Below are 22,987 nucleotides of genomic sequence, written 5' to 3'. Positions count from 1 at the left end.
CTAACTAACCCCTCTTTCTAAGGCTTTATTAATTATTTTATTTACATATTTTTCAGCACCAATATCTCTATCTTCGGGTGGAAAATTATATTTTTTCATAATTTCTTTAATATTACGTTTTAATTCCAAAATTAATTTTTCATTACGGTACCAATTGTTTGTAAAACTTTGTGTATTAAGAAATTTTTCATAAACTTCTTTAGCTATTTTTAAAGCAATTTCTTTGTCCTTTTTATTGTTTGTTTCTCCTGAATCACTACTAATTATTTTATAAAATGCTAATTCTTCAAATGGCATTTTTAATTGGTCATCATTCTTAAAATTATTTAAAATATCTTCTCCTACTTGCTGTAATCTATTTATGAATTCTTTAAAAGATATAAATCCTTCATTATATTTAGATAAAAGTTCTTTCATCCTATCTATAAATGATTTTGATCTAATAACATCAATTTTCTGGTATTCATTTGCAACTTTTAAATACAAATTATACTTGTACATTGCTTTTGTATTTGGCATCAATTCATCTTCTTTGACTTTATCTTTCATAGATTCTTCAAATAATTTTCTAATATCAATTGGATTGCCAAGATTATCTTTGTCAATTGTAGAGGAATAGCTATATTGCATCGAGTCACATAAAAGTTTTTTAAAACTATCTATGTAATCAGCAAAATTAGCTTTAATATTTCTGACTATCAAATTCATAATCGAATTATGAACACAAATTAAACACATAGTTCTATTTTTATTAAATTCATCCAATATGTGCATTATAGATTTACTATCTTTCTTTAACTCTTTGACTATTATTAAAAAATTATCACGTTCTTTGATTTTTGTATTTTTACATAAATCATCTAACATTAATTGGTATGAAGCAAAACATGTATTTGAGTTATCAAAGCTTAAATTCAAATTATAAAAAAATCTTTTATAAATTTCATCTATTTCTTTTACTTTAATTGACTTAAATTTTTCTATATCTTCTGGAATTATTTTTTTTAATGATGTACTCTCAATTGCTTTATCTTTGTTATACATTTCATAAGCACGCTTTAAATGATCTGTTATTCCAAAATAATCAACAATTAAACCCGAAGTTTTAACTAAATTTTTACTTTTATCTACATAAACCCTATTAACACGTGAAATTGTTTGTATTAAATTATGCAATTTAATTGGTTTATCAATGCAAATTAAATCTAATGAAGGAACATCAAATCCTGTTAATCACATATCAACAACAATCGCAATCTTAAAATTACTATCAGGATCTTTAAATTCTTTTGCAGCACTAATTGGATCACTACAAATAGATTTTTTCATTTCTGGCAAATCTTGTTGACTAGGTGTTAAAATTAATTTTGTTATTTCATCAAATGATTTAAACTGCTGAATAAGATTTTTATAAAAATAAAAAGCTATTTTTCTATTAAAACAAATAAACAGTGCTTTACCTTTCAAATTATTTTTTTTTGCATTGTATAATTTGCCAAAATCTTCAACTATCTTATCCATTCTTTTTGGATCAGAAATTAAATTTTCAATTTTATTTAATTCTTTATTCAATTTTTTTCTTGCTATATTTCCTTCTAAACCTTGACCTTCTTCAATCATTTTTGATGTTATTTCATCATACTTTGCATTAATTTCATCTTGAGTTTTAGCATCAGATGGTGTTATAAAAAAAGTATGCTTTCTTTCATAATTTAATTTAACTACAACGCCATCATTTGTAGCTTGATTCATTGTATATGTTGTAACAATAGGTCCATAAATTTCTTTTGTTGAAATGTCATTGTTTTCAATAGGTGTGGCTGTAAAACCAATAAATGTTGCATTTGGAAAACAATTTCTTAAAGTTAATGCTGGACTTATTTTTGTTATATTTTTAATTTCTTTACTTTTTTCATCAATAATAGGTTTTTGTTCTTCGTATAAATTATTATGAGAACGATGCGCTTCATCAGTTATTATTAAAATATTACTTCTTTCAGAAAGAAAAGAATTACTTTTTTTCATCTTGCTATCTTGAAATTTCTGAATAGTCGAGAAATAAATTCCATCTTGTCTAATTGAATCTAATTTTTGAACCAAATCTTGGATATTTTTTACTTGCTTAGGTGTCTGAAATAAAAAATTTTCTGCAATTAAAAAATTATTATACGTTTGGTTATCTAAATCAGATCTATCGCTAACAATAATAATTGTTGATTTTTTATGCTCATTTGTAAAATTTCGTGCCAAAAAAATCATTGAATAAGATTTTCCAGAACCAGTAGTATGAAAAAAAATACCACCTTTTTTTGTTTTATCACTTATTGCCTTATTAATATTTTTTAACGCCGATCTTACGCCATAATATTGATGATATGATGCTATAATTTTAGATTCATTAGACTCGATAAAAAAAGTAAAATTTTTCAATAAGTCAATTAAAGTTTCTTGATTAAATAAATGTTCTATAAAAAAATTTGATGGTTCATATTGTTTATTTTCCATTGATTTTCAATAATGAAAATGATCTAAACTAGAAAAAATAGATCCAAATTTTGTTGTTGTTTCATCGCTAATAACGTTAAAAAAATTAAATGTAAATAAATTAGGTATTTGATTACTGTAATTTAATATTTGATTGTATGCACCTTCTAAATTAGATTCACTATCATTCAATGAAAAAATATCAAGATTTTTAGGATTTTTTAGTTCTCAAATAATTATAGGGAAACCATTTAAATAAATAACAATATCAGGTCTTCTATTTTCATTTCCATTTACTACTGTTAATTGATTAGTTACAACAAATATATTGTTTGAAAAATTTTCAAAATCAATTAGTTTATAATTTGTAATTTCCCCTTGATTATTCTCAATAGAAATCCCTTCTAAAAAATATTTATGTGCAGTTAAATTTCTTTTGAATAAATTGCTACTTTGATTTAACTCTTCTATGATATTAATTACTTTATTAACAATTTCTTTATCTATTTTTTTGTCAGCATTAATTTTTTTAAAGGATTTTTCAAAATCCTTTCAAACGCATACTTGACTTATGTCAGGGCTATTATCATATCTATTAATTCGTAAATTTCTAAACTCTTCCTCAGAAAAATATTCAAAATGTTGTTTTTTTAGTAAAGAGATTATATGTTCTTCAAAATCTAGTTCTTTCATACAAATGTTCAAATTAATTTTTACTAAAACTTTACACATATTTTAAATTAACATAGTTTAATGTAATAAAAATATTAATTAAAGTATCTTTAAAAATTAAAAATTCTTTATACGATAACAACACTGTTTTGCACAAAAAAATTAAATTTCATTTATATCTTAAAATATAAAAATTTTAATTAAACAACTTTTCAAATGCATTAATTGAAGTTAAATCATTATCTAATTTCAAATAATACTTAATTTTTTGAATTAACTTTTCTTTATCTGATTTGTTTTTTAATATTTTCATTTTTTGATAACAGTTAGGACAAAGAGCAACCGTGTTATAAACTGCATCATGACCATTTTCTTCAAGTGGTTTTACATAATAAACTTGAAGAAAAGGCTCATTTTTGTATTTAAATGGTGCATTTTCTTCGCATAAATCACACATACCATTGGCTCTATTTTTTGTATATGCTTCAATATATAAATTTTTATAGTAATATGTAAAAATAGCATCCTTTTTTATTGGTTTTTCTTTTGCAGATATTTTTGCTTTATATTCAATATTTTCCTTTTTTTCTTTGTTTACCAATTTAGCTTTAAATTGTTCAGCAGATTTTAAACATTCAATATCAATAGCTGTGTCATGTTTCGATAATGTATAATTCTCAATTTTTCTTTTCATCGGGAATTTTCAAACTTTTCTAAGTTTGCCATCTTCACCAAGTTCATTTGTTTGATATGCTTTATCAGTAAGTGTTACAATTCCAACATATTGATATTCATTAGTTTTATATGATTCAAATAAATGAATTTCAACATTATTTTTAAAAGATTCATTTAGTCTTTTATTTTGCTTATAATTGAGGTTTTGATCACCACTTTTACCCATTCCTGTATAGTGAAATGTTAAATTATCCAATCAACCATCTTCATACAATGGTTTTTCATGATTCGCAAACAAAATAAGAATATTTTTTTCTTTTACAAAGCGCATTCCACCTGAATTAGCACATTTAAAAATATTCATAATTTCTTGATTAGAATATATTTTGCCAACAATTAATTCACTAATTCTCATATTTATGTAAACACTTATTTGTTGAAATAAACAATTATTTTACACGATTATAACAAACAAATTTTTTTAATTATATTTTTTCGTCATTAACTAAAATACTCATATTTTACACTACAATTTCTTAGTAAAGATATGATAGTAATGCGAAAAAAGGATATAAAGTTATTTGATGTTTTTACTGATACTAATTGAAAGTTGAAATGCTTAAAAAGTCACAAAAAATAATCAATTATTTCTGTCATAATAATTGAGTAATATATTCATGCAATAATTACATATTTATAAGTTAATTATTTTAATCAACTTAGAAAAATAATTAGTGGTTGAAAACAAAAGTTAGATTTAAATAAATTAATCTTATCAAATGATTCTAAGATTTCTATTTTAACTAAATACTTAAACAAATTAATTAAGACATTAATAAATTTTTTGTAGAGCTAATAAAGCAAAATATTTGTTGTTAGAAAATATTTAAATTATTATCAATATAAATCATATAAACTCATATAACTTGTGAGTATTTTTATAAAAAATTGTTAAAAATCAAAACGAATGTTTTAAATGCAATTAATTTTGGCTCTATTTCAAATCAAGAACATGATTTTTGTTTGTTAGTCTTAAAGTAATTTGAAAAAAGTTAAATTTAGTTTCCCAAATTTAGAAAATGCTAAAAAATTTAAAACTTTAAATAATATTTTAATCAAAAATTTTAAGTCATTTTTCTGATGCTTGAATATTTAAATATAAATTAGCTTTAAAATTTTAATTCTTTTAAATAAATTAAATAAATTTTAATTAATAGTCATTTAAATTATTTACAACTCTATTTAAATTTACAACATTCTTTAAAAATTTATCATGTAAGCAAAATAAATAATAAATTATCTAGTTTTAATTAATTAATATAAAATTGTTAATATAAGTGATAACTTTTAGTAAAGTTAATTTGATTGGTTTATTTTTAGTTAAAAGTTTAAAATGTTATGACAAAAAATAAAAGTACAAATGTCATACTAATATGTGTTAGTGGTGGTAGTGGTTCAGGTAAAACGACAGTTGCCAAATCTATTGCACAAAACTTACCAAAAAAATTAAAATCTAAGATAATTTGTCAAGACAATTATTACTTGCCATTCTCAGATAAATCGATATCTCAAAGAAAAAAAATTAATTTTGATCATCCAGACTCATTTGATTGAGATTTATTAGTTAAACAACTTAATGATTTATTAAATAATAAACCAATTGAAGTTCCTACTTATGACTACATTAATTACACTCGTGCAACTAAAAAAATAAAAATTCATAATGTAGATATAGTTATTTTAGAAGGTTTAACATCTTATTTAAATCCTGAAATTGAAAAATTGGCTAATTTAAAGATATTTGTAGACACACCAAGTGATGAAAGATTAAGTCGTCGTATAATTCGTGATACATTAGAAAGAGGCAGATCAGTTGATCAAGTTTTAAAACAATGGAAAGAATCTGTTAGACCAATGTATAAAGAATATGTTGAAAAACAAAAAGTAACTGCTGATATCATTATGCCATGATATACAATTAATGACACAGCTTTAAAAACAATTAGTGGAGCAATTAATAGTTTTTTTAAAGATAATAAAAATTAATTATATGAGTTACTATTCTTCTGAAAAATTTATTGTAACCAATCATGCTAGAATTAGAATTAAAGAACGATTAAAAGTTTCAGGTGACTCTGATCTTGTAATTGATATGATAATAAATGAAAAACTTAATGGTATAGTTCCGACTTATTTTGACGATAAATATGATTATTACAAAATACCTGGAACTAAAAATATGTATGCATTAGTTAAAAAAAATACAAAATTAATTATTACTGTTAAACCATTAATATCCTCTTATTTTTTTTAATTTCATAAAAACAAAAATACTTTTCAACATGTTTAAAATAACTTAAAAGTTAACAAATAAAAAACCATCTTATGATGTTTTACTTTCACAAGATGGTTATACAAAATAAAAATGGCGCGCCGAGAGGGAGTCGAACCCGCGACCGCACGCTTAGAAGGCGTGTGCTCTATCCACTGAGCTACCGGCGCAAGAGTAATAAAATAAAATAGACCATATGAATTATAAAAAATTAAATATATATTTTAAATAAATATTTTCCTTTTTAATAATATTAGGTATCTAATATTTAAGACTTTGTTAACAATTGTTACAATGTTTTTACAAAGTATTTTTGGCCTTTTAATTGTTTTTTCATTTTATTTAATAATTTTTTTGATTTATATGATTTATGGAATAGAGACTACTATGTTGTTTTTAATTCATTGAAGTATCTCCTCTTTTGCTTCTATGTAATCTTTCTCTTTAAAATTTTCTTTATTTTCCCATTTACAAACAAATTCTGCTATGTCTTTGGCATAATTTTTATAATTTGTAACAATTCCTCTACTTGTTCAAAAGAAAAAATAACCAAAATGATTTAGAATTAAAGATAAAAAACAAACACTAAATCTTTTATTGCCATCAATGAAACAATGTTTCATTAAACATTTAGTGAATATTTCATTAACATAATCAAATATAGACATATTTTCATAAAAAGCTTTATTAGCTGCTTGTTCAATAATATCTTTAATTAATTTTCTAGAATTTATACTTTCTTCAATCAATTCATTTATTGTTAAATATTTTTTAACAACAAGAATAGCATCATCTATTAATGTATTTAATTTATTTACCAAGTCTTTGTTAGGTATTAATTCTATTGATTTAATTTCTATAGGTTCTTTTGTATTATATTTTTTTGAATTAAAATAAATAATTCCATTTTCTTCTGTATAAAGTTGGTTTCTATATTTTTTTCAAAATATTTCTTTTCAACCATCTTTTTTTAAATCTTCTTTAAAACCACAAATTATTTTTTTCATTACTGCTTTGAAAGTTCTTTAATTAAATCTTTAAGTGCTTGTGAACTTTCTGGAAATTCTTCATTTTCAAATACTTGCTTGATAGCACGTTCTCTTGCTTCAAGTGAAAACAAATCACAAACATCTTTGTTTTTCTTATTATTTTTTTTAATTTTTTTCTTATTCATAATATTTATTTTCTTTATGTGTACTTAATTTTATGACAAATAAAAACAATTTAAAGTTTGTTTATTTTTTGTTTTGTTAATAAAAGTAATCCAAAAAATTTCTAAAAGCATCTAATGTGTGTCTAGAGCATTTATTATATATATGAATTATAACACCTTTATTAACCTTTTAATTTTTATAAACATTAATTAGCTCATAATATATTCTAATTAAATTGTTGTGCAATAATTTTTTTATAAGAGTTATGTATCAATTAAGAAATATATTTTTAACAAAATTAATCTTAAAAATTAATTTAAACTTAATTTTTTTTTGACATTAATTTGTATTTTTTAATTAAATTATTTTTTATCTTTTTTTCAATTGCTTCATGTTTTATTTTTTGATTTATCTTGTGAATTTGAGTTTTAATTTTTTTCTTATAGTTGGGTTGAACTTTGGCAGTTTTCTTTTGATTTTGAAGTTTTTTAATTGTTTTTTCGTATTTTAAATCTTTATTAGTAGAATAATTTTTCTTTTCTTTATAAATCATTTTATGTCTAATTAAATCTTCATTTTTATTAACTTTTAATGGAATTCAAATAAGACCTTTATTAGTTAGACGTTGTAAAATATGTTCATCATTTTTATCATACATAACATAAGATTCACCAGTGTATTTGGAACGACTTGTTCGTCCTGAACGGTGAATATATCAAATATCATCCTTGGGTAAATTTCATGAAATAACATGAGAAACTCCATCAATGTCTAAACCACGTGATGATAAATCCGTTGTAATTACATATGCAGCCTTTAATTGATTAATTTTTTTAAAAGCTCTTTTTCTTTCAATTGGATTTAATTTTCCATGTAAGACAATTGCAGGAATAGAATTATTAAAAAATCATTGTTCAATTAAAGCAATATCTTTGTAGTTGTTAACAAATATTAAGCATAAATAAGGTTTAATTTGTTTTACAATTGCTGCTAAATTATCTAATTTATCATTTCTAGCGCTAGTAATTAGAAAGTGCTTTATTTTATCATTGATTCATATAGAATTAGAAACATTAACAATTTGTGGATTATTGATTGTTTTACTTAACTTATTAATTGCATCTTGATGCAAAGTAGCACTTAAAATAATTTCTACAGGTTTTGATTTAAAAAAACGTTTTTTTAATTGATTAAATTCAACCAAAAAACTTTGATCAATAAACATGTCAGCTTCATCATAAACAACATATTTTAAATATTTTTGTAAATTAAGATTAAGTCCATACTTAAGAGTTGCCAAAAGCCGATTTGGAGTTGCCACTAAGATTTGTCCAGTTTTTTTCTGCATTTGTTTTATTTTTTGTTCAAAATTTGATCCTCCAACTAACAAATCAATTTTTAGTTTTAGATCTTTTTTTTGGAACATCTTTAGAACATTATAAATTTGAGTAGCCAATTCGCGTGTTGGACTAACAATAATAGCTTGAATTTCATTACATTCTAGGTCTATTTTTTCTAATATTGGCAAACAATATGCTAATGTTTTGCCCGTTCCAGTTTGTGAAACTGCAATTACATTCTTATTTTTTAAAATTAAAGGAATAACTTTTTCTTGAATTAAAGTCAATTTATGAATCTTTAATTCATTCAATGTTTGTAAGATATAAGGTTTAAAATTCATAAATAAAACTTTTTAAGTTAGACCAAATATTTTATAAATTAAGTTAATTTAAGTCAAACTATTTTTTAATACAAGATCTAAAAAAGTTGTTGTCAAATCAATAGTTTGATAATTGTTATCTAACCCTATACTTGTAGTACCAATAAATTCTACACTAAATTTGGTGCCATCCATATTTGTAATTTTTAAATCAATCTGATCAGTAAATTTATAAACAATTGAATTTAATATAAAAGCATTATTTTCATCTAATCAATACAAACCACTATAAAGATTCAAAAGATAATTTTTTTCAAAACCTGGTGTGTTCTTATTTGAAAGATCTAAATCAAAATCAAATACTTTTGGTGTAAAAGATTTTTTTATCGAATTAAACTTATTTTGAACATTTGTAATATCATCATTGCTATTAGTAAAAAAAATAATTCCATTTAGAATTTCATTTGGGATTAAACTATCTTTAGCAACAGTTATTGTAGTGCTTTGTGTTAGTCCCAAATTATTGATTAAATTTTTATTATTTTTTAAAACACGATAAATTCTTTTATGAATCGATGTCGATGAATCATCTGTTGTATTTAAAGTAATTTGATTTTTTAATGACTTTAAATATGGTAATTCATTAAAATTTTTATTTTGATTTTCAAAAGTGAAATTTTTTGAAAAATTATCATAAACATCACCACAATATAACTGAACATTAAAACTTAAGTTATTTTTAAAATCATCAGCAATAACTGAATTTTTATCAATTAAAATAGCAAATTTTTCAGGCTTATCTTTAAAATATTTGTCATGAATGCTTGTTAATTTTGTGTTTTGTACTAAGCTATTATCTGGGTAATTTCCATTAACATGTTTAGCTCAATTAGCTAGTCCTAAATAGTATGAAGGATAGTGAGTTTTTAGTTGATTTTGGTCAATTCTTGTTTCATTAATTAAAAAAACTTTTGCATCATCGCTAGTTGGAACATCACCTAAAGAACCTAATGCTGAACTATTTCATTTATGCGATTCCTCAAAAACTCAAGAATTAGTTTCAGAATTATAATTACCACTTTGATAACTACATTCAAAATTAAAAACAATTTTTTTGTTACTAGTTTCACTAAATGTTGCATGCAAATTATTAATTACAATTTTGTTTTTAACTAAATCATTTTTTGTAGATATAAATCTTTGATTCATTTCATCATACAAAATAAAATCTGCAAGGTATTTAGTCAATCATTCATCTGAAGTGATTTTAGTAATTTCACTACTTAAATCAGATGAACTTATAATGGGTTTTAAATCTGTAAATCATTGATTTTGATTGATTTTAATTTGTTTTAAACTAACTGAACTAACATTTTTAAAATCATTGGTAATGAATCCACTAATTGTAATTGATTGATTAATTTTTTGCTGTTTATACATACCTGAAAGATTTAAAACAAGTGTTCCATTACTAGTTGAACCTTCAGAAATACTTACTTTTAAATTTTGAAAATCAACCAATTTACTTAAAATATTATTAAATCAGTCATTAGTTAAAGATGTAAGCGGAGTTGATGAATTAATTTTAAATAACTTGATTACTGAATTATAAGCACTCACTTTTAAAGGAGGATTACTTGGATTTTGTGGATCTTTAATTTCACCTCCACTTGAATCAAGATTAGTTGGTAATGGTTGTAAATTATTAATTTTAACTATCTGAGATAATGGTTGGGTTTGAATTTTTTTGTTTTTAAACCAACGATTTGCTAAAACATTAATTGTTAATTCAATTTCAGTTTCATTTGCTTGTGATGTTGAAATTTTGCAATCAAGATCACTTTTATCTGTTATTAAACTAACATCACCATCAAAAAAATAATTTAAATTTTTTAAAACAAACTCATTAATACCATAGTTAATAATTTCATCATAAGCTGCAAGAGTTGTTAATGAACTTAAATTAATATTATTAATTTTTAACTCACTACTATTAGCAATGTCTTTAATTGTTGTGTCAACATGATAACTATTGCTAACATTAGAGTTATTATCTGAATTAGTTGATGCTTCAGCACAAGCAACCAAACAAGCAGGCAATGTAACAATTGGCAAAAAAGTACTTAAAATTAATGTTAATTTTTTCATTTTTAAATTTCTTTTAATCTAATAAACATAAAACAATTCAAATCTAATAAAGATTATTTTAAATAATAATTTGTAACAAACTATTTAATCTTTGGTTTAATATTTTTAAAAGTTTTTCAGCCATAGTATTTGGCAAATTTTTTCAAACTTATTTCAATTTCAATTAGACGATTATACTTTGCAATTCTTTCAGAACGTGACATAGATCCAGTCTTAATTTGTCCTGTTAACATACCAACAGACAAATCAGCAATCATAGTATCTTCAGTTTCTCCAGATCGATGTGAAACAACTGCTGCCCAATTAGCTTGCTTAGCAAGTCGAATAGTTTCAATTGTTTCAGTTATAGTTCCAATTTGATTTAATTTTATTAAAACAGCATTAGTAGCTTTTTGGTTAATTCCTTTTTTTGTCAATTCAGGATTTGTACAATAAGTATCATCTCCAACTATTTGTACAAAACTACCAATTTCTTTAGTCAATAAAGCCATACCTTCTCAATCATTTTCACTTAATCCATCTTCTATAGAAATAATTGGATATTTTTTAACTAATGATTTTAAGTAATTAATCATTTCTCTGGTTGTCAAAGTGGCTTTATCTTTGTTTAAAACTCCAGCTTTTAAAGCTTTTTTAAAAATATATTTTTTACTTTTTTCATCATAAAATTCACTTGCAGCAACATCAAGAGCAAAACTAACATCTGATCCAATTTTGTAATTTGCTTTTTTAACAGCTTCAACCATTAAATCTAAAGCTTCTTCAGCAGACTTTAAATTTGGTGCAAAACCACCTTCATCACCTTTATTAGTATTAAGTTTTTTAGATTTTAAAATGTTTTGAAGACTATGAAAACAATTACTTGCAATTTCTAAAGCTTCTTGCAATGTTTTAGCGCCCAATGGCATAAACATAAATTCTTGAAAATCAATTGTATTATCAGCATGAGCCCCACCATTAATTACATTTAACATTGGCACAGGCATAATATATTCTTTAGGTGATACTTTAAAAATTTTCTTTGATATATACTGATATAACGGCATATTTAAATTATTTGCAGCAGCTCGAGCAATAGCCATTGAAACAGCTAAAATTGCATTAGCACCTAGTTTACTTTTGTTAGTTGTTCCATCTAACTTAATCATTTCTTTATCAACTAAAGATTGTTGATCAGCAAAAAACTTGTTAACTAACTTTGGAGCAATTATTTTATTAATGTTATTAACAGCTTTACTAACACCTTTACCATAATATTTTGATAAATTATTATCACGAAGTTCTAATGCTTCTTTTTCTCCTGTTGAAGCACCTGATGGAACCATAGCTTTACCTGATGCTCCACTAGATAATGTTACATCACAAGCCACTGTTGGAAATCCACGAGAATCAAATACTTGGTATGCAAAAATTTTAACAATTTTCATACTGTCATTTTTATTCTTTTTTGTTACAGACATACAAAACCCTTTTTTAACTTTTTAATAAAAATTAAAACTTAAACTAAAAAATATTACAAAGATTATAATATTTGCTTATTTATTTTTTATATTTTTCTGGATGTTGTTTTTTCATTTGTTTAATGAATTCATCTTTTTCTAATTTGCCATAGTTATTCATTAAATCAACACACACTTTATATTCTTTGTAAGCTCATTCTTTATCCTTAAAACCTAAAATTTCAACACTCTTTTTTTGTAAAATTTTGTAAGTTTCAAAAAAAACTTTAATTTCATCTAATAAATGTTTGTTAAGGTCATCAAGTGAATTTATATGATCAAATCTAGGATCACAGTCAATTACACCTATTAATTTAGTATCAGTTTCTCCATTATCAATCATTTCCATTGCCCCAATTATTCTTGTGGGAACAATAACACCAGGCATAAAACTTTGATTACCTATAACCAAACAATCTAATTCATCTCCATCCCAATCTAATGCTTCTTTTATAAAACCATAATTTTGAGGATAATAATCAGAACCATACAAAATTCTATCAACTAAAATTTCTCCAGATTCTCGATCAAATTCATACTTAACATTTGAATTTTTTGGAATTTCAATTTTAACTTTTAACTTAAATGAGTTCATTTTCCGTATTTACCAAAATAAAAAATAAAATAAAAACTCATTGTATTGTATCATTTTTTAATAAATATAAAATCTATGGTATATTTATTAGTAGTAAATAATCTTCAGGGTAAGGTGCAATTCCTAATCGGTGGTATAGTCCACGAGCGAAAGCAGATTTGGTGAGATTCCAAAACCGACGGTTAAAGTCCGGATGAAAGAAGAGTATTTTTATTATGCTTTCTCAAGTGTTTGTTTTAACGTAAGGTTAAAATAAACTATTTGATTTGAAATCCCTGATTACATTAAAAAGTTAACATGAGATTTCAAAACAATTTTTTAAATAAAAAAAACAATAACAAATATTATTCAAACACATTTAAGTTATCTTTTTCTGCTTCAATGATTTCATTGTCAATAATGTTTTCTTTCATTAGTGCATTTATAAAAATACCATTTTTAGCACAAATGTCTTTATCAATTGATATTTCAATAGTATTTATTATTCCAATAATTCATGTATGCTCATTTGCTTGATCTTTTGTAGCAACATTAATAAATGCATTAATTAATTTTGCATGAGATGGCGCAAATTGAATTGGAATCTTTATTTTATTCATCACAAATATACTAACAATATTTTGTTATTCATGTGTTAAAAAAGTAATTGATAAAAATAAAAAACTAAAAAAAGAAAAAACCAAATGATTGGTAATATGATTAATAATTTCATTGATTAATGTAGTAATATTGACAAGTTTAAATGGAATTTTATTTACACCATTGTATTGATGATGATTATCTCCAAGTTTGTTTCCTAATATAAATTTTTTAAGTACAGAAAAAATATATAACGATAATAATTTTTTACACATATATTTATTGGGCATACCAAATTATTGATTAGGAATATTTGCACTTTTTTCAATATTTAATGGAATAAAATTTCTTTTTATAACTTTTTGTTCTATTCCTGTTCTATTATTTTTTCAAAAATTTAGTTTTACTAGATCTTTGTTTTAAGTTTTTAATTCTAACTAAATAACCATTAGGTCAAGTAATAAAATTTTTATTGTTTCTTTTTACAAAAAGGAATAACATTCTTTTAATATATTCATATAATAAAAATTTTTCAATTGTTTTAAATTCATAATCCATATTTGTGCCATATCAATAAATACCGCTATTTGATAATTTAAATGATAAAAAATCATTATAAGAAAATCTTATTTTGTATATTTGATTAGTTGCAACTAACCCTTGGTTAGTTATATAAAGCTTAAAATTATTTATTAAATTTTTAGCTACTTTAGTTTCAATGTCTATTTGGTCTATATCTATATTTTCCAAAACAAAAAGTGCATATTCATCTACATTTAATTCGAAATCTACAATAATTTTTTTGTTAATTCTACGTTTTTCAAAGTCTAATGAATTAATGTTATTTACATACTCTTGTTCACGTGCATTTAAAAAATTATTAATATTAAATGCATAAATTATTTTATTCAAATGTTTTGTGTATTCACTTGTATAAAATTCATTTTTTTTAATTCAATTTGACAAAACTTCAAATCTGTATGCAAGATAATCAATTTCAGTATCAATGTCATAATATTTTTTTGTATCTCTAATAGACCATTGGAATATATTATCTTCATTTAAAAGTTTAATAAATTTATTTTTAATTTTAATTTCATTTTCCAAAGAACTATATTTTCTTAAAAAGAAAGTTTGAGATAATTTAAAATTTTTGTTCATAATAGTTGCAATTTATAACAAAAAATGTCGATCAATAATGATCGACAAGTGAAAACTTTAAAATGGTCCTAGGAATGAGACTTGAACTCACAAGATGTTGCCATCGGTAGATTTTGAGTCTACTGCGTCTGCCATTCCGCCATCCTAGGAAAAATATAATCTAATTAATTATACTTTAAATTTATTTTTTTCGATAATCTTCACCCTCCAAATAAAAAACATTATCACCTACTAAATTATTAATTCTACTTAATAATCTTTCTACAGCTTTTTTGTCTAATTTTGATGTTTTAGATGACAAATAATATTTTTTCAATTCTTCAAGACTATAGTTACTTATAAAAATAGTAGTTTTATTATTTTCGCTACGATAATCTAAAATTCTTACCAAATAGTTATTAAAAAATCAATCTCTAACAGTTTCACTACCAATATCATCTAATATAAGTATTGTTGCCTCATGTAATTTTTTTATTTCAATATCAATATTTTGATTTAAAGAAAACTTTTCAGTAAAATTATTTATTAAATCAACAATATTTAAAAAAGCAATAGAAATTTTTTTATTCAATTTAGTCATATTCATTGCTAATGTATTACAAAATAAAATTGATAAATAAGTTTTTCCAATTCCACTTTTGCCATACAAATAAAAACCTTTTTCAAAACTTAAAATATTTTTTTGAATTTTATTCATGTATCGAAGTAACGGAATTCGTGACTTATCTCAATTTTTATCAATATTTTTTTCATTAATAACTAGTTTTAACAAATCTTTGTTAAAAGTTTTTCATGAGTAATTTTGGATATATTTGTATTCTTTTAATTGTTTTTTATATTTTGAACAAATTGTTTCACAAATAATTATTTGATTATTTTTAACAATTTTAGGTCAAAGATGATAACCATTCTTATTTATACATTTTGTAGAATTTGACAATCTGCATGATAAATTATCTTTATAAATTTTTCAAAAATCTAATGCATTTTTTTCATAGGAAGCATCAGAAATATCTAAATCTTCGAAAATTTTAGACTCCTTAATTTCAATAATTTTTTTTGAAAAATCAATAGGTTTTGAAATGTTTTTAACAAATAAATCAATAGTTTTAATTTCTGATTTATTTTCCTTATTTTTGGATAAATTTTTATTTTTTCATTTAACATCAGTCATAAAATTTTATATTTTGAACATTTCATCTAAATTAATTTCTTGATCATTTTCATGCAAACTACTCATAGAATTGTTGCTTAATTTCATTTTTATGAAATTACTATTTTGCACATTTTGTGTATTAGAATATGAATCATCAAAAATTTCAATTGTTTTTGTTTTTGCAATATATGCATTAGACAAATGAATTAAAACTTCTTCTAAAGTATTTAAACTTAAACAATTTATTGTATCCACTATTTTCTTCAAATACTTTTCGTTATATTTTCCTTTTGTTTTGTGTAAGGTAAAATCTGTTATTAAATTGATTATTTCATCTGAAATATGTGAAATATTTTTTAAATCATCAATAATTTTTGTTTGTTTTTGTGATAAAGGTGATTTTTGAATGGAAGACAAATATTGATATGGATTAATATTCATGTAATCAGAGACTATCAATTTTACATCATCATTTGATAAACTACCATTAAATAAATTTACATTTCGATGAATTTTTACATAATCAAATGATTTAACATTTGGAGTACTATTTATAAAAAACTTAAATTGCTCACTTAATTTATTTGAATCAACTTTAAAGTTTTTATTTTCCGAATCTTTGATTATTGAATTACTCACACAAAATTTGATTTCATCTAAAGACAAATTATGAGTTTTAAAGTAAGTTTCAATAATTAATTTTGAGTTATTATCAATAACTATTGTTTTATCCAAATTATTTTTTAAATAAGAATACAATTCATCATAATTAAATGACATTATTTCATTAATTTTTTCATTATTGAAAATAGTATTAAATGTTGCTGAAATATTAAGAACATTTTCAGGCATTCTTCTTCCGGCAAAAACAAGACTTATTCTTTCATATTCTGATAAACCAATTTTTTCAATTAGTAAATGCCTAAGTTTTTCATTAGAAATAAAATGATTTCAATTTAATGGTTGTTTAATTTCAATATGAAATATTTTTTTATTTGCTTTTTCTTCTAAATAAGTTGTAATTAGATCAATTGCTTCTAATCTTTCCCTTATTAAGCAAAATTCATTAGAATTAATATTTAAACTATGAAAAATTCTCTTTATAGGACTAATTATTCCTTTTAAACTTTCTTGGACATCAAATTCATCAATAAATCATTCAAATAAAAAAATAGCTTTTTGACCAACAATGGGACCATATATATTACTCAATTGCTTTCTTGAACAAGAAAAATCAAATGGTCTATAAATAATGTAATTGATTTTTTCAAATTCAGAAGACAATAAAGACATAATTTTTATACTACCTCATCATTATTAAAAACCAATATTCATCAGTTTAAGCATAATAAGTATAAAAACAAAAATTATTTCAAACAAAACATATATTTGTAAAAAAATAAAAAATATTAATATTTGTTATTTTTTATAAGTTTTCCACAACTAAAATTTAAAAAAAATAAAGAAAAATCTACAAAAAATAAGGATTTTTTTATAAAAAAATAAAAATTATCCACATTTTGTGGAAAAAAATACATTTTCCAAAAAAATAAACTTTTTTATATGCTTTTTTTATCTAATTTTATTAAAAATTCTTTTATTTTTTTAGCAGCTTCTTCTGGTGTAGTATTATTTTGAACAACAAGATCAAAATTATGTAAATTTACATCTAAATCAAATAAATCAACAATGTCTTTCTTTAAATATTTAAATTTATTTAAATTATTTTTTTTTATAAAATTTAAAGGTGCATTAATAAGAATAAATTTATCAAATAAATACAAATAATCATTGTAATAATTATTAAATTCATTTAAAGCAGAAGCAGATTCCACTAAAAGAATCTTACCTTTATATTTATTTTTTAATGACAATATGATGCTTTTTATCAATGGTTGTAAAATGAAATTAAGATAAATTAATTTTTTTTTATCATTAAAAACTAAAGTGCCTAATTTTTGACGATCAACTTCTTTAGAATTAACATATTCATTACCAAAATGTTTTTGAATTAATTTATATCCAATTTTGTCATACTTATAATAAGAATGAATTTCATTATCTAGTATTTTTATTGAAAAATCATTTGATAATAAATTAAGAATTGTTGTTTTCCCTGTTCCACTAATTCCAGTAATACAAACAATCATTTATAATACCTGACATTTGGGGCAATAGTATGTTCCTCTGCCATTTACCTTAATTTTTTGAATTATTGTATTGCATTTTGAACAAGGTTTATTAGTTTTTGTATGAACTTTGAGATGTAATTGAAAAGAACCAATATGCCCTTTTTTAAACTTATATGAAGCAATTGTTGTTCCATTACACTTAATGGCTCATAACAAAATTTTTTTAGCATTTTTTACAATCAATTTAACTTTAGATAAATTTAAATTTTTAGCAAGCGTCATAGGATGTAAATTAGATGCAAATAAAATTTCATCAGCATAAATATTCCCGATACCTGAAACTTTAGTTTGATCAAGTAAAGTAGTTTTAATAAACTTTTTTGAATTTTTTATCTTGTTTAAAAGATAATTTGCATTAAATTTGCTATCTAAAGGATCTAATGCAATTTTACTAAGTTCTTTTGATAAAAGATAATCATTTTTTTTATAAATATTTAATGTACCAAATCTTCTTGTGTCATGATATCTTAACTCTTCTTTATCAAAGATAAATCTAATTAAAACATGTTTAGTGTCATAAATATCATTTTTTTTATCAAAATAATATTTTCCTTCCATTCGTAAATGTGAAACCAAAATTTTATCATTAGTAAAATGAAAAATTATGTACTTTCCAAGTCTACTAATATTTAAAAATTTTTCTCCAATTAAATATTTTTTAAATTCATTCTGGTTAGAATTTTTAATAATTTTCTTATTAAGAATAATAATATTCAAAATTTTTTTATTTAAAATGCATTTTGATAATTCATTAATTACAGTTTGAACTTCTGGTAATTCTGGCATACAAAATCCTTAACATCAATAATTTATTAATTATTAAAAACATATTTTTCCATATTATTTATTTTGTATTCGTGAAAAAAACTAAATAATTTTTCTATTTGAATTGATGTTCTTAAAAAATCAGAAATTTTTTTGTTAAAAAATATATCTTGTTTAATTGTTGATAAATTTTTACATTTAATTGCAATATCTTTAAAGTCTAAAAATAATTTTTGTTGTGATTTTGATAATTTATCTAAATTATTAAAAATATTATCTAAAGAATTGAATTCTTTTAACAGTTTTATTCCCGTTTTTTTGCCAATACCTTTTATTCCTGGCAGATTATCTGATGCATCTCCGACAATTCCTTTATAATCTGTTATTTGATTAGGTTTTAATCCATCCATTAATGATAAAAAATTATCATTATTATAAACAACCATTTCTGAAATACCTTTTTTAGGCATATAAACTTCTGTTAAACTATTAACTAACTGAAGCATATCTTTATCAGAACTAAAAATTTTACAAACTATATTGTTTTTTTTGGTTAATTCAGCAAAACTACCGATAATATCATCAGCTTCTATTCCCTCTTGTAAATAAACATTATAACCACATAATAAAATGGCAGTTGGTAAAATTTTTATTTGATCAATTAATTCATTTGGTGCTTTTGCTCGATTAGCTTTATATTGATCGAATATATCATGTCTAAAAGTCTTGCGACCTGTATCAAATGCAATTAAGGCATATTTTGGATTAAATTCTTGCAATATTTTTAATGACATAATTAACATTAATTTAATTGCATTATTTGGCTTAATACCATTTTTTAAAAAATATTCAATTTGATTGATAGTTGCATAATATGCACGATAAGTTAAAGCATTACCATCAATCACAACAGCACATTCTCTAGCACTACATGACATATTAACTAATTTTTAAAAATTCCTGTTTATTATCATCATATACTTCAAGCATTTTAACTAAGTAACAACCTTTAGGATCTATTTTTATCAAAATTAAACAAATATTATCTCTAATTAAAAAATTTTTATATTTTTCATACAAAGCGCTTCACACCACCATTCTAAGAATATGTGAAGTTTCATCTTCTATTGCGATAAAAGCCATGTTTTTATTTTTTTTATCAGTTTTAATACTAACATTGCTAAATTTTACTAATACTTTATAAAAACCATCTTTAGATTCTATAATTTCATCCAAACTACCGTTAGATGATATTCTAAATTTTTTTTTCAAAAAACTAATAGGATTTTCTTGTAAATTAATAGCTAATATTTTTTGCTGATGTAAGCTATATTCTTTTTGCTCATTTTTATTCATTTCATACAAATTAATATTGTATTCTGAATTATCAACATTTTTGCCAAATAAGCTTAGTGATAGTAACATAGGAAGATTCATTATCATTGTTTTTCGATTAAATCCAAAATTATCAAAACTTCCTGCATAAATTAAATTTTCAATTGCTGCTTTACCTACTTTATTACTATGTAATTCTCTAACTGCAATAGCAAAGGAATCGAATCTTTCTTTAAGCATATTAGATCTTGCTTTAATAATTTTTTTTATGGTTTCATTACCAATTCCCTTTATTAGATCAAATCCCATAATAATTTTCTGATCAATAGCATAAAATGTTTCTTTTGATAAATTGATATCTGGGCTAATAAATTCAATGTTTTTATCAATAGCTTCTTTAACATATAAATTTATTTTCTTATCATCATTGCTATTACCTTTTAATAAGGTTACATAAAATTCTAATGGATAATGAGCCTTAAAATAAGCAATCCAATAACCTAATAAAGAATATGCAACAGCATGTGAATGATTAAAACCATAATTTGCAAAATTAAAAATATAACTATATATTTCTTCTGCTGCTTTTTTAGAAAAATTATTATTAATAGCAGAAGCAATAAATTTACTTTTTAATTTTGATAATTGATTTTCATCTTTTTTAGAAATTGCTCTTCTAAACATATCAGCTTCTGCTAAAGTAAAATTTGCAACAACTTTAACAATCTCAATAACTTGTTCTTGATACACTATTATTCCATAAGTATCTTTTAAAAATGGAATTAATTTATTTGAAATAAATGTTGTTTCTTCTTCATTATTTTTTCTTTTAATAAAAGTAGAAATATTATCTTGTGGTCCTGGTCTATATAATGATGATACTAATGATAAATCCTCAATTGATTTTGGTTGTAACATTTTTAAAACATTTTTCATACCATGTGATTCAAATTGAAAAATCCCATTTGTTTGTTTATTGCAAAAAAGTTTAAAAGTTTTTTCATCATCTCTTGGAATATCAAGTAAAGAAATAAATTTATTTTTATTTAATTTAATTAGTTTTATTATGTTATCAAGAATAGTTAAATTTCTTAATCCCAATAAATCTATTTTAATTAAACCAAAACGTTCTAAATGATCCATTGAAAATTGTGAAGTAAAATGATTATTTAATCCAATTTGAATTGGAATAATATTTGTTAGTTCAACATTGCTTAAAATAATTCCGGCAGCATGAGTTCCAATTTGGCGCGGCAAACCAATTAATTTTTTTGCTATTTCAAATAATTTAGGATATTCTTTAGCTTTTTGTTTTAATTTATCATTTTCAATTATTGCTAGTTCTAATTCTTCATCATACTTTGCATCTATTAATTTAGAAATAATGTCAATTTCTTTTAAATCAATTTTTAAAATTCTACCAGCATCCCTAATTGCCATTTTTGCCTTTATTTTTTGAAATGTTATTATATGAGCTGCATGATTATCTTTATACTTATTGAAAATATAATCAATAACTTCATCACGCCTACTATCCATGATATCAACATCTATATCAGGCATTGTTTTTCTTTCGGGATTTAAAAAACGCTCAAAAATTAATTTAAACTCTAGAGGATCAATGTCAGTAATAAATAACGAATAAGAAACTAGAGATCCAACTGCAGAACCTCTTCCAGGACCAATAATAATATTTTCTTTTTTTGCTCAATTTATAAAATCATAAACTACTAAAAAATAATCATTAAAACCCATTGAATTAATGATATCTAATTCATATTTCAAACGATTAATATATTCAATTGGAATGTTATTTTTATTTTTAAATCTTTTTTTTAAACCTTCTTTACATAAAGTTTGTAAATAAATTCTTGATGAAATATTTTTTTGAACTGGATATTCAATTAAAGTTGTATGAAATTCATTTAAATCTCAATTAATTCCATGTAACAAATTATTAATATTTTCTATTTGATTATCTGAATAAACTTTTTTAGCTTCTTGCTCTGTTAAAAAACTATTACCTTTAGGACTCATGTATATTTCATCAAATGAATTAAAAATGTATTCATTTTTAATAGCATTTAAGACATTAATTAAATAGGCATCTTCTTTATTAAAACAAGTAACTTCATTAAAAGCTATTCCTTTTTCACATTCAGAATTAGCAATGTAATATTCAACATCTTTTTTTTTAGGAAGATAATTACCTTCTTTTATAACTATTGCAACATCTTCTAAATAATTATCCAAATCAAAAAAAGTTTTACACATGATAAAACTAGATATTTTCAATAAATTTTTATAACCAATATTAGATTTTGCAAACAAAACTAAATTGCTTAATGAAGATTCATGAAATATTTCCAAACCTATTACAGGAATTAAATTGTTTTTTTTAGCTAAATCAAAAAAATCAACAGCACCATATAAAACATTGAAATCTGTCAAAACAACATATTTCTGGTTGGTATTTATTGCAAAACTAATAATGTCCTCTATTGACAAAATAGATGAAAGTATAGAGTAGTATGACTTTACATTTAGATTAACAAACATACAGGAATATTTGTATCTTTT

Annotated in this window: 19 protein-coding genes, 2 tRNA genes and 1 riboswitch; of the genes, 2 read left to right on the top strand and 19 right to left on the bottom strand. The window is 22.6% G+C overall.

Features of this window, described 5'->3' with window-relative positions:
- Positions 1-3,216: a type I restriction endonuclease subunit R gene (locus tag T383_RS0100590; protein WP_084269004.1), complete on the bottom strand. Its 3,216-nt coding sequence runs from the start codon at positions 3,214-3,216 to the stop codon at positions 1-3.
- A 136-nt stretch (positions 3,217-3,352) separates the two neighbouring features.
- The gene (locus tag T383_RS0100585) at positions 3,353-4,246 is read right to left on the bottom strand and encodes an SRA domain-containing endonuclease (RefSeq protein ID WP_052663893.1); all 894 of its coding nucleotides are present in this window, start codon (positions 4,244-4,246) and stop codon (positions 3,353-3,355) included.
- A gap of 983 nt (positions 4,247-5,229) precedes the next feature.
- Here T383_RS0100585 and udk point away from each other — a divergent pair.
- Positions 5,230-5,877: a uridine kinase gene (gene udk, locus T383_RS0100580; RefSeq protein WP_033159729.1), complete on the top strand. Its 648-nt coding sequence runs from the start codon at positions 5,230-5,232 to the stop codon at positions 5,875-5,877.
- A gap of 4 nt (positions 5,878-5,881) precedes the next feature.
- Positions 5,882-6,145, top strand: coding sequence for a hypothetical protein (locus T383_RS0100575; protein WP_156940225.1), 264 nt, complete (start codon positions 5,882-5,884; stop codon positions 6,143-6,145).
- A 112-nt stretch (positions 6,146-6,257) separates the two neighbouring features.
- Here the strand turns inward: T383_RS0100575 and T383_RS0100570 are convergent.
- From T383_RS0100570 to T383_RS0100495, 17 genes are all read right to left on the bottom strand, one after another.
- A tRNA-Arg gene (locus tag T383_RS0100570) sits at positions 6,258-6,333 on the bottom strand.
- Between the two features lie 198 nt (positions 6,334-6,531).
- Positions 6,532-7,170 carry a type II toxin-antitoxin system death-on-curing family toxin gene (locus T383_RS0100565; protein ID WP_033159727.1) on the bottom strand — a complete coding sequence of 213 codons (639 nt, stop codon included), beginning with the start codon at positions 7,168-7,170 and terminating at the stop codon, positions 6,532-6,534.
- Positions 7,170-7,337 carry a hypothetical protein gene (locus T383_RS03885; protein WP_156940224.1) on the bottom strand — a complete coding sequence of 56 codons (168 nt, stop codon included), beginning with the start codon at positions 7,335-7,337 and terminating at the stop codon, positions 7,170-7,172. Before T383_RS03885 ends, T383_RS0100565 begins: the two co-directional genes overlap by 1 nt.
- Positions 7,338-7,639: 302 nt before the next feature.
- Complete coding sequence (locus T383_RS0100560) at positions 7,640-8,998, bottom strand: DEAD/DEAH box helicase (RefSeq protein WP_033159726.1); 1,359 nt, start codon at positions 8,996-8,998, stop codon at positions 7,640-7,642.
- 48 nt (positions 8,999-9,046) lie between these two features.
- The gene (locus tag T383_RS0100555) at positions 9,047-11,125 is read right to left on the bottom strand and encodes a hypothetical protein (protein ID WP_033159725.1); all 2,079 of its coding nucleotides are present in this window, start codon (positions 11,123-11,125) and stop codon (positions 9,047-9,049) included.
- Positions 11,126-11,205: 80 nt separating this feature from the next.
- On the bottom strand, positions 11,206-12,552 hold the full coding sequence (eno, locus tag T383_RS0100550; protein WP_265736601.1) for a phosphopyruvate hydratase: 1,347 nt from the start codon (positions 12,550-12,552) through the stop codon (positions 11,206-11,208).
- A gap of 112 nt (positions 12,553-12,664) precedes the next feature.
- Positions 12,665-13,219: an inorganic diphosphatase gene (locus T383_RS0100545; protein ID WP_033159723.1), complete on the bottom strand. Its 555-nt coding sequence runs from the start codon at positions 13,217-13,219 to the stop codon at positions 12,665-12,667.
- A gap of 96 nt (positions 13,220-13,315) precedes the next feature.
- Positions 13,316-13,428, top strand: a riboswitch (FMN riboswitch).
- Between the two features lie 135 nt (positions 13,429-13,563).
- Positions 13,564-13,818, bottom strand: coding sequence for a hypothetical protein (locus T383_RS0100540; RefSeq protein ID WP_033159722.1), 255 nt, complete (start codon positions 13,816-13,818; stop codon positions 13,564-13,566).
- Between the two features lie 24 nt (positions 13,819-13,842).
- Positions 13,843-14,073, bottom strand: a complete 231-nt coding sequence (locus T383_RS0100535) for a hypothetical protein (RefSeq protein ID WP_033159721.1) — start codon at positions 14,071-14,073, stop codon at positions 13,843-13,845.
- Between the two features lie 106 nt (positions 14,074-14,179).
- Positions 14,180-14,959 (bottom strand): hypothetical protein, encoded by a 780-nt coding sequence (locus T383_RS0100530; RefSeq protein ID WP_033159720.1) that lies wholly within the window; start codon positions 14,957-14,959, stop codon positions 14,180-14,182.
- Positions 14,960-15,022: 63 nt separating this feature from the next.
- Positions 15,023-15,108 (bottom strand) — tRNA-Leu (locus tag T383_RS0100525).
- 32 nt (positions 15,109-15,140) lie between these two features.
- Complete coding sequence (locus T383_RS0100520) at positions 15,141-16,133, bottom strand: ATP-binding protein (RefSeq protein WP_033159719.1); 993 nt, start codon at positions 16,131-16,133, stop codon at positions 15,141-15,143.
- Positions 16,134-16,139: 6 nt separating this feature from the next.
- On the bottom strand, positions 16,140-17,408 hold the full coding sequence (locus T383_RS0100515) for a hypothetical protein (RefSeq protein ID WP_033159718.1): 1,269 nt from the start codon (positions 17,406-17,408) through the stop codon (positions 16,140-16,142).
- Positions 17,409-17,674: 266 nt separating this feature from the next.
- On the bottom strand, positions 17,675-18,265 hold the full coding sequence (coaE, locus tag T383_RS0100510; protein ID WP_033159717.1) for a dephospho-CoA kinase: 591 nt from the start codon (positions 18,263-18,265) through the stop codon (positions 17,675-17,677).
- Positions 18,266-19,093: a DNA-formamidopyrimidine glycosylase gene (gene mutM, locus T383_RS0100505; RefSeq protein ID WP_033159716.1), complete on the bottom strand. Its 828-nt coding sequence runs from the start codon at positions 19,091-19,093 to the stop codon at positions 18,266-18,268.
- 26 nt (positions 19,094-19,119) lie between these two features.
- A complete protein-coding gene (locus tag T383_RS0100500) occupies positions 19,120-20,010 on the bottom strand; it encodes a 5'-3' exonuclease (RefSeq protein ID WP_033159715.1) in 891 nt (296 codons plus the stop codon).
- Between the two features lies 1 nt (position 20,011).
- Entirely contained in the window at positions 20,012-22,966 is a 2,955-nt protein-coding gene (locus T383_RS0100495) for a DNA polymerase III subunit alpha (RefSeq protein WP_052663892.1), read from the bottom strand.
- Positions 22,967-22,987 lie beyond the last annotated feature (21 nt).

The sequence above is a fragment of the Mycoplasmoides alvi ATCC 29626 genome, from assembly GCF_000701785.1.
GTDB lineage: Bacteria > Bacillota_I > Bacilli_A > Mycoplasmatales > Mycoplasmoidaceae > Mycoplasmoides > Mycoplasmoides alvi.
Note: the sequence above shows the minus strand (reverse complement) of the source record. Positions and strands in the feature narration are given on the sequence as shown.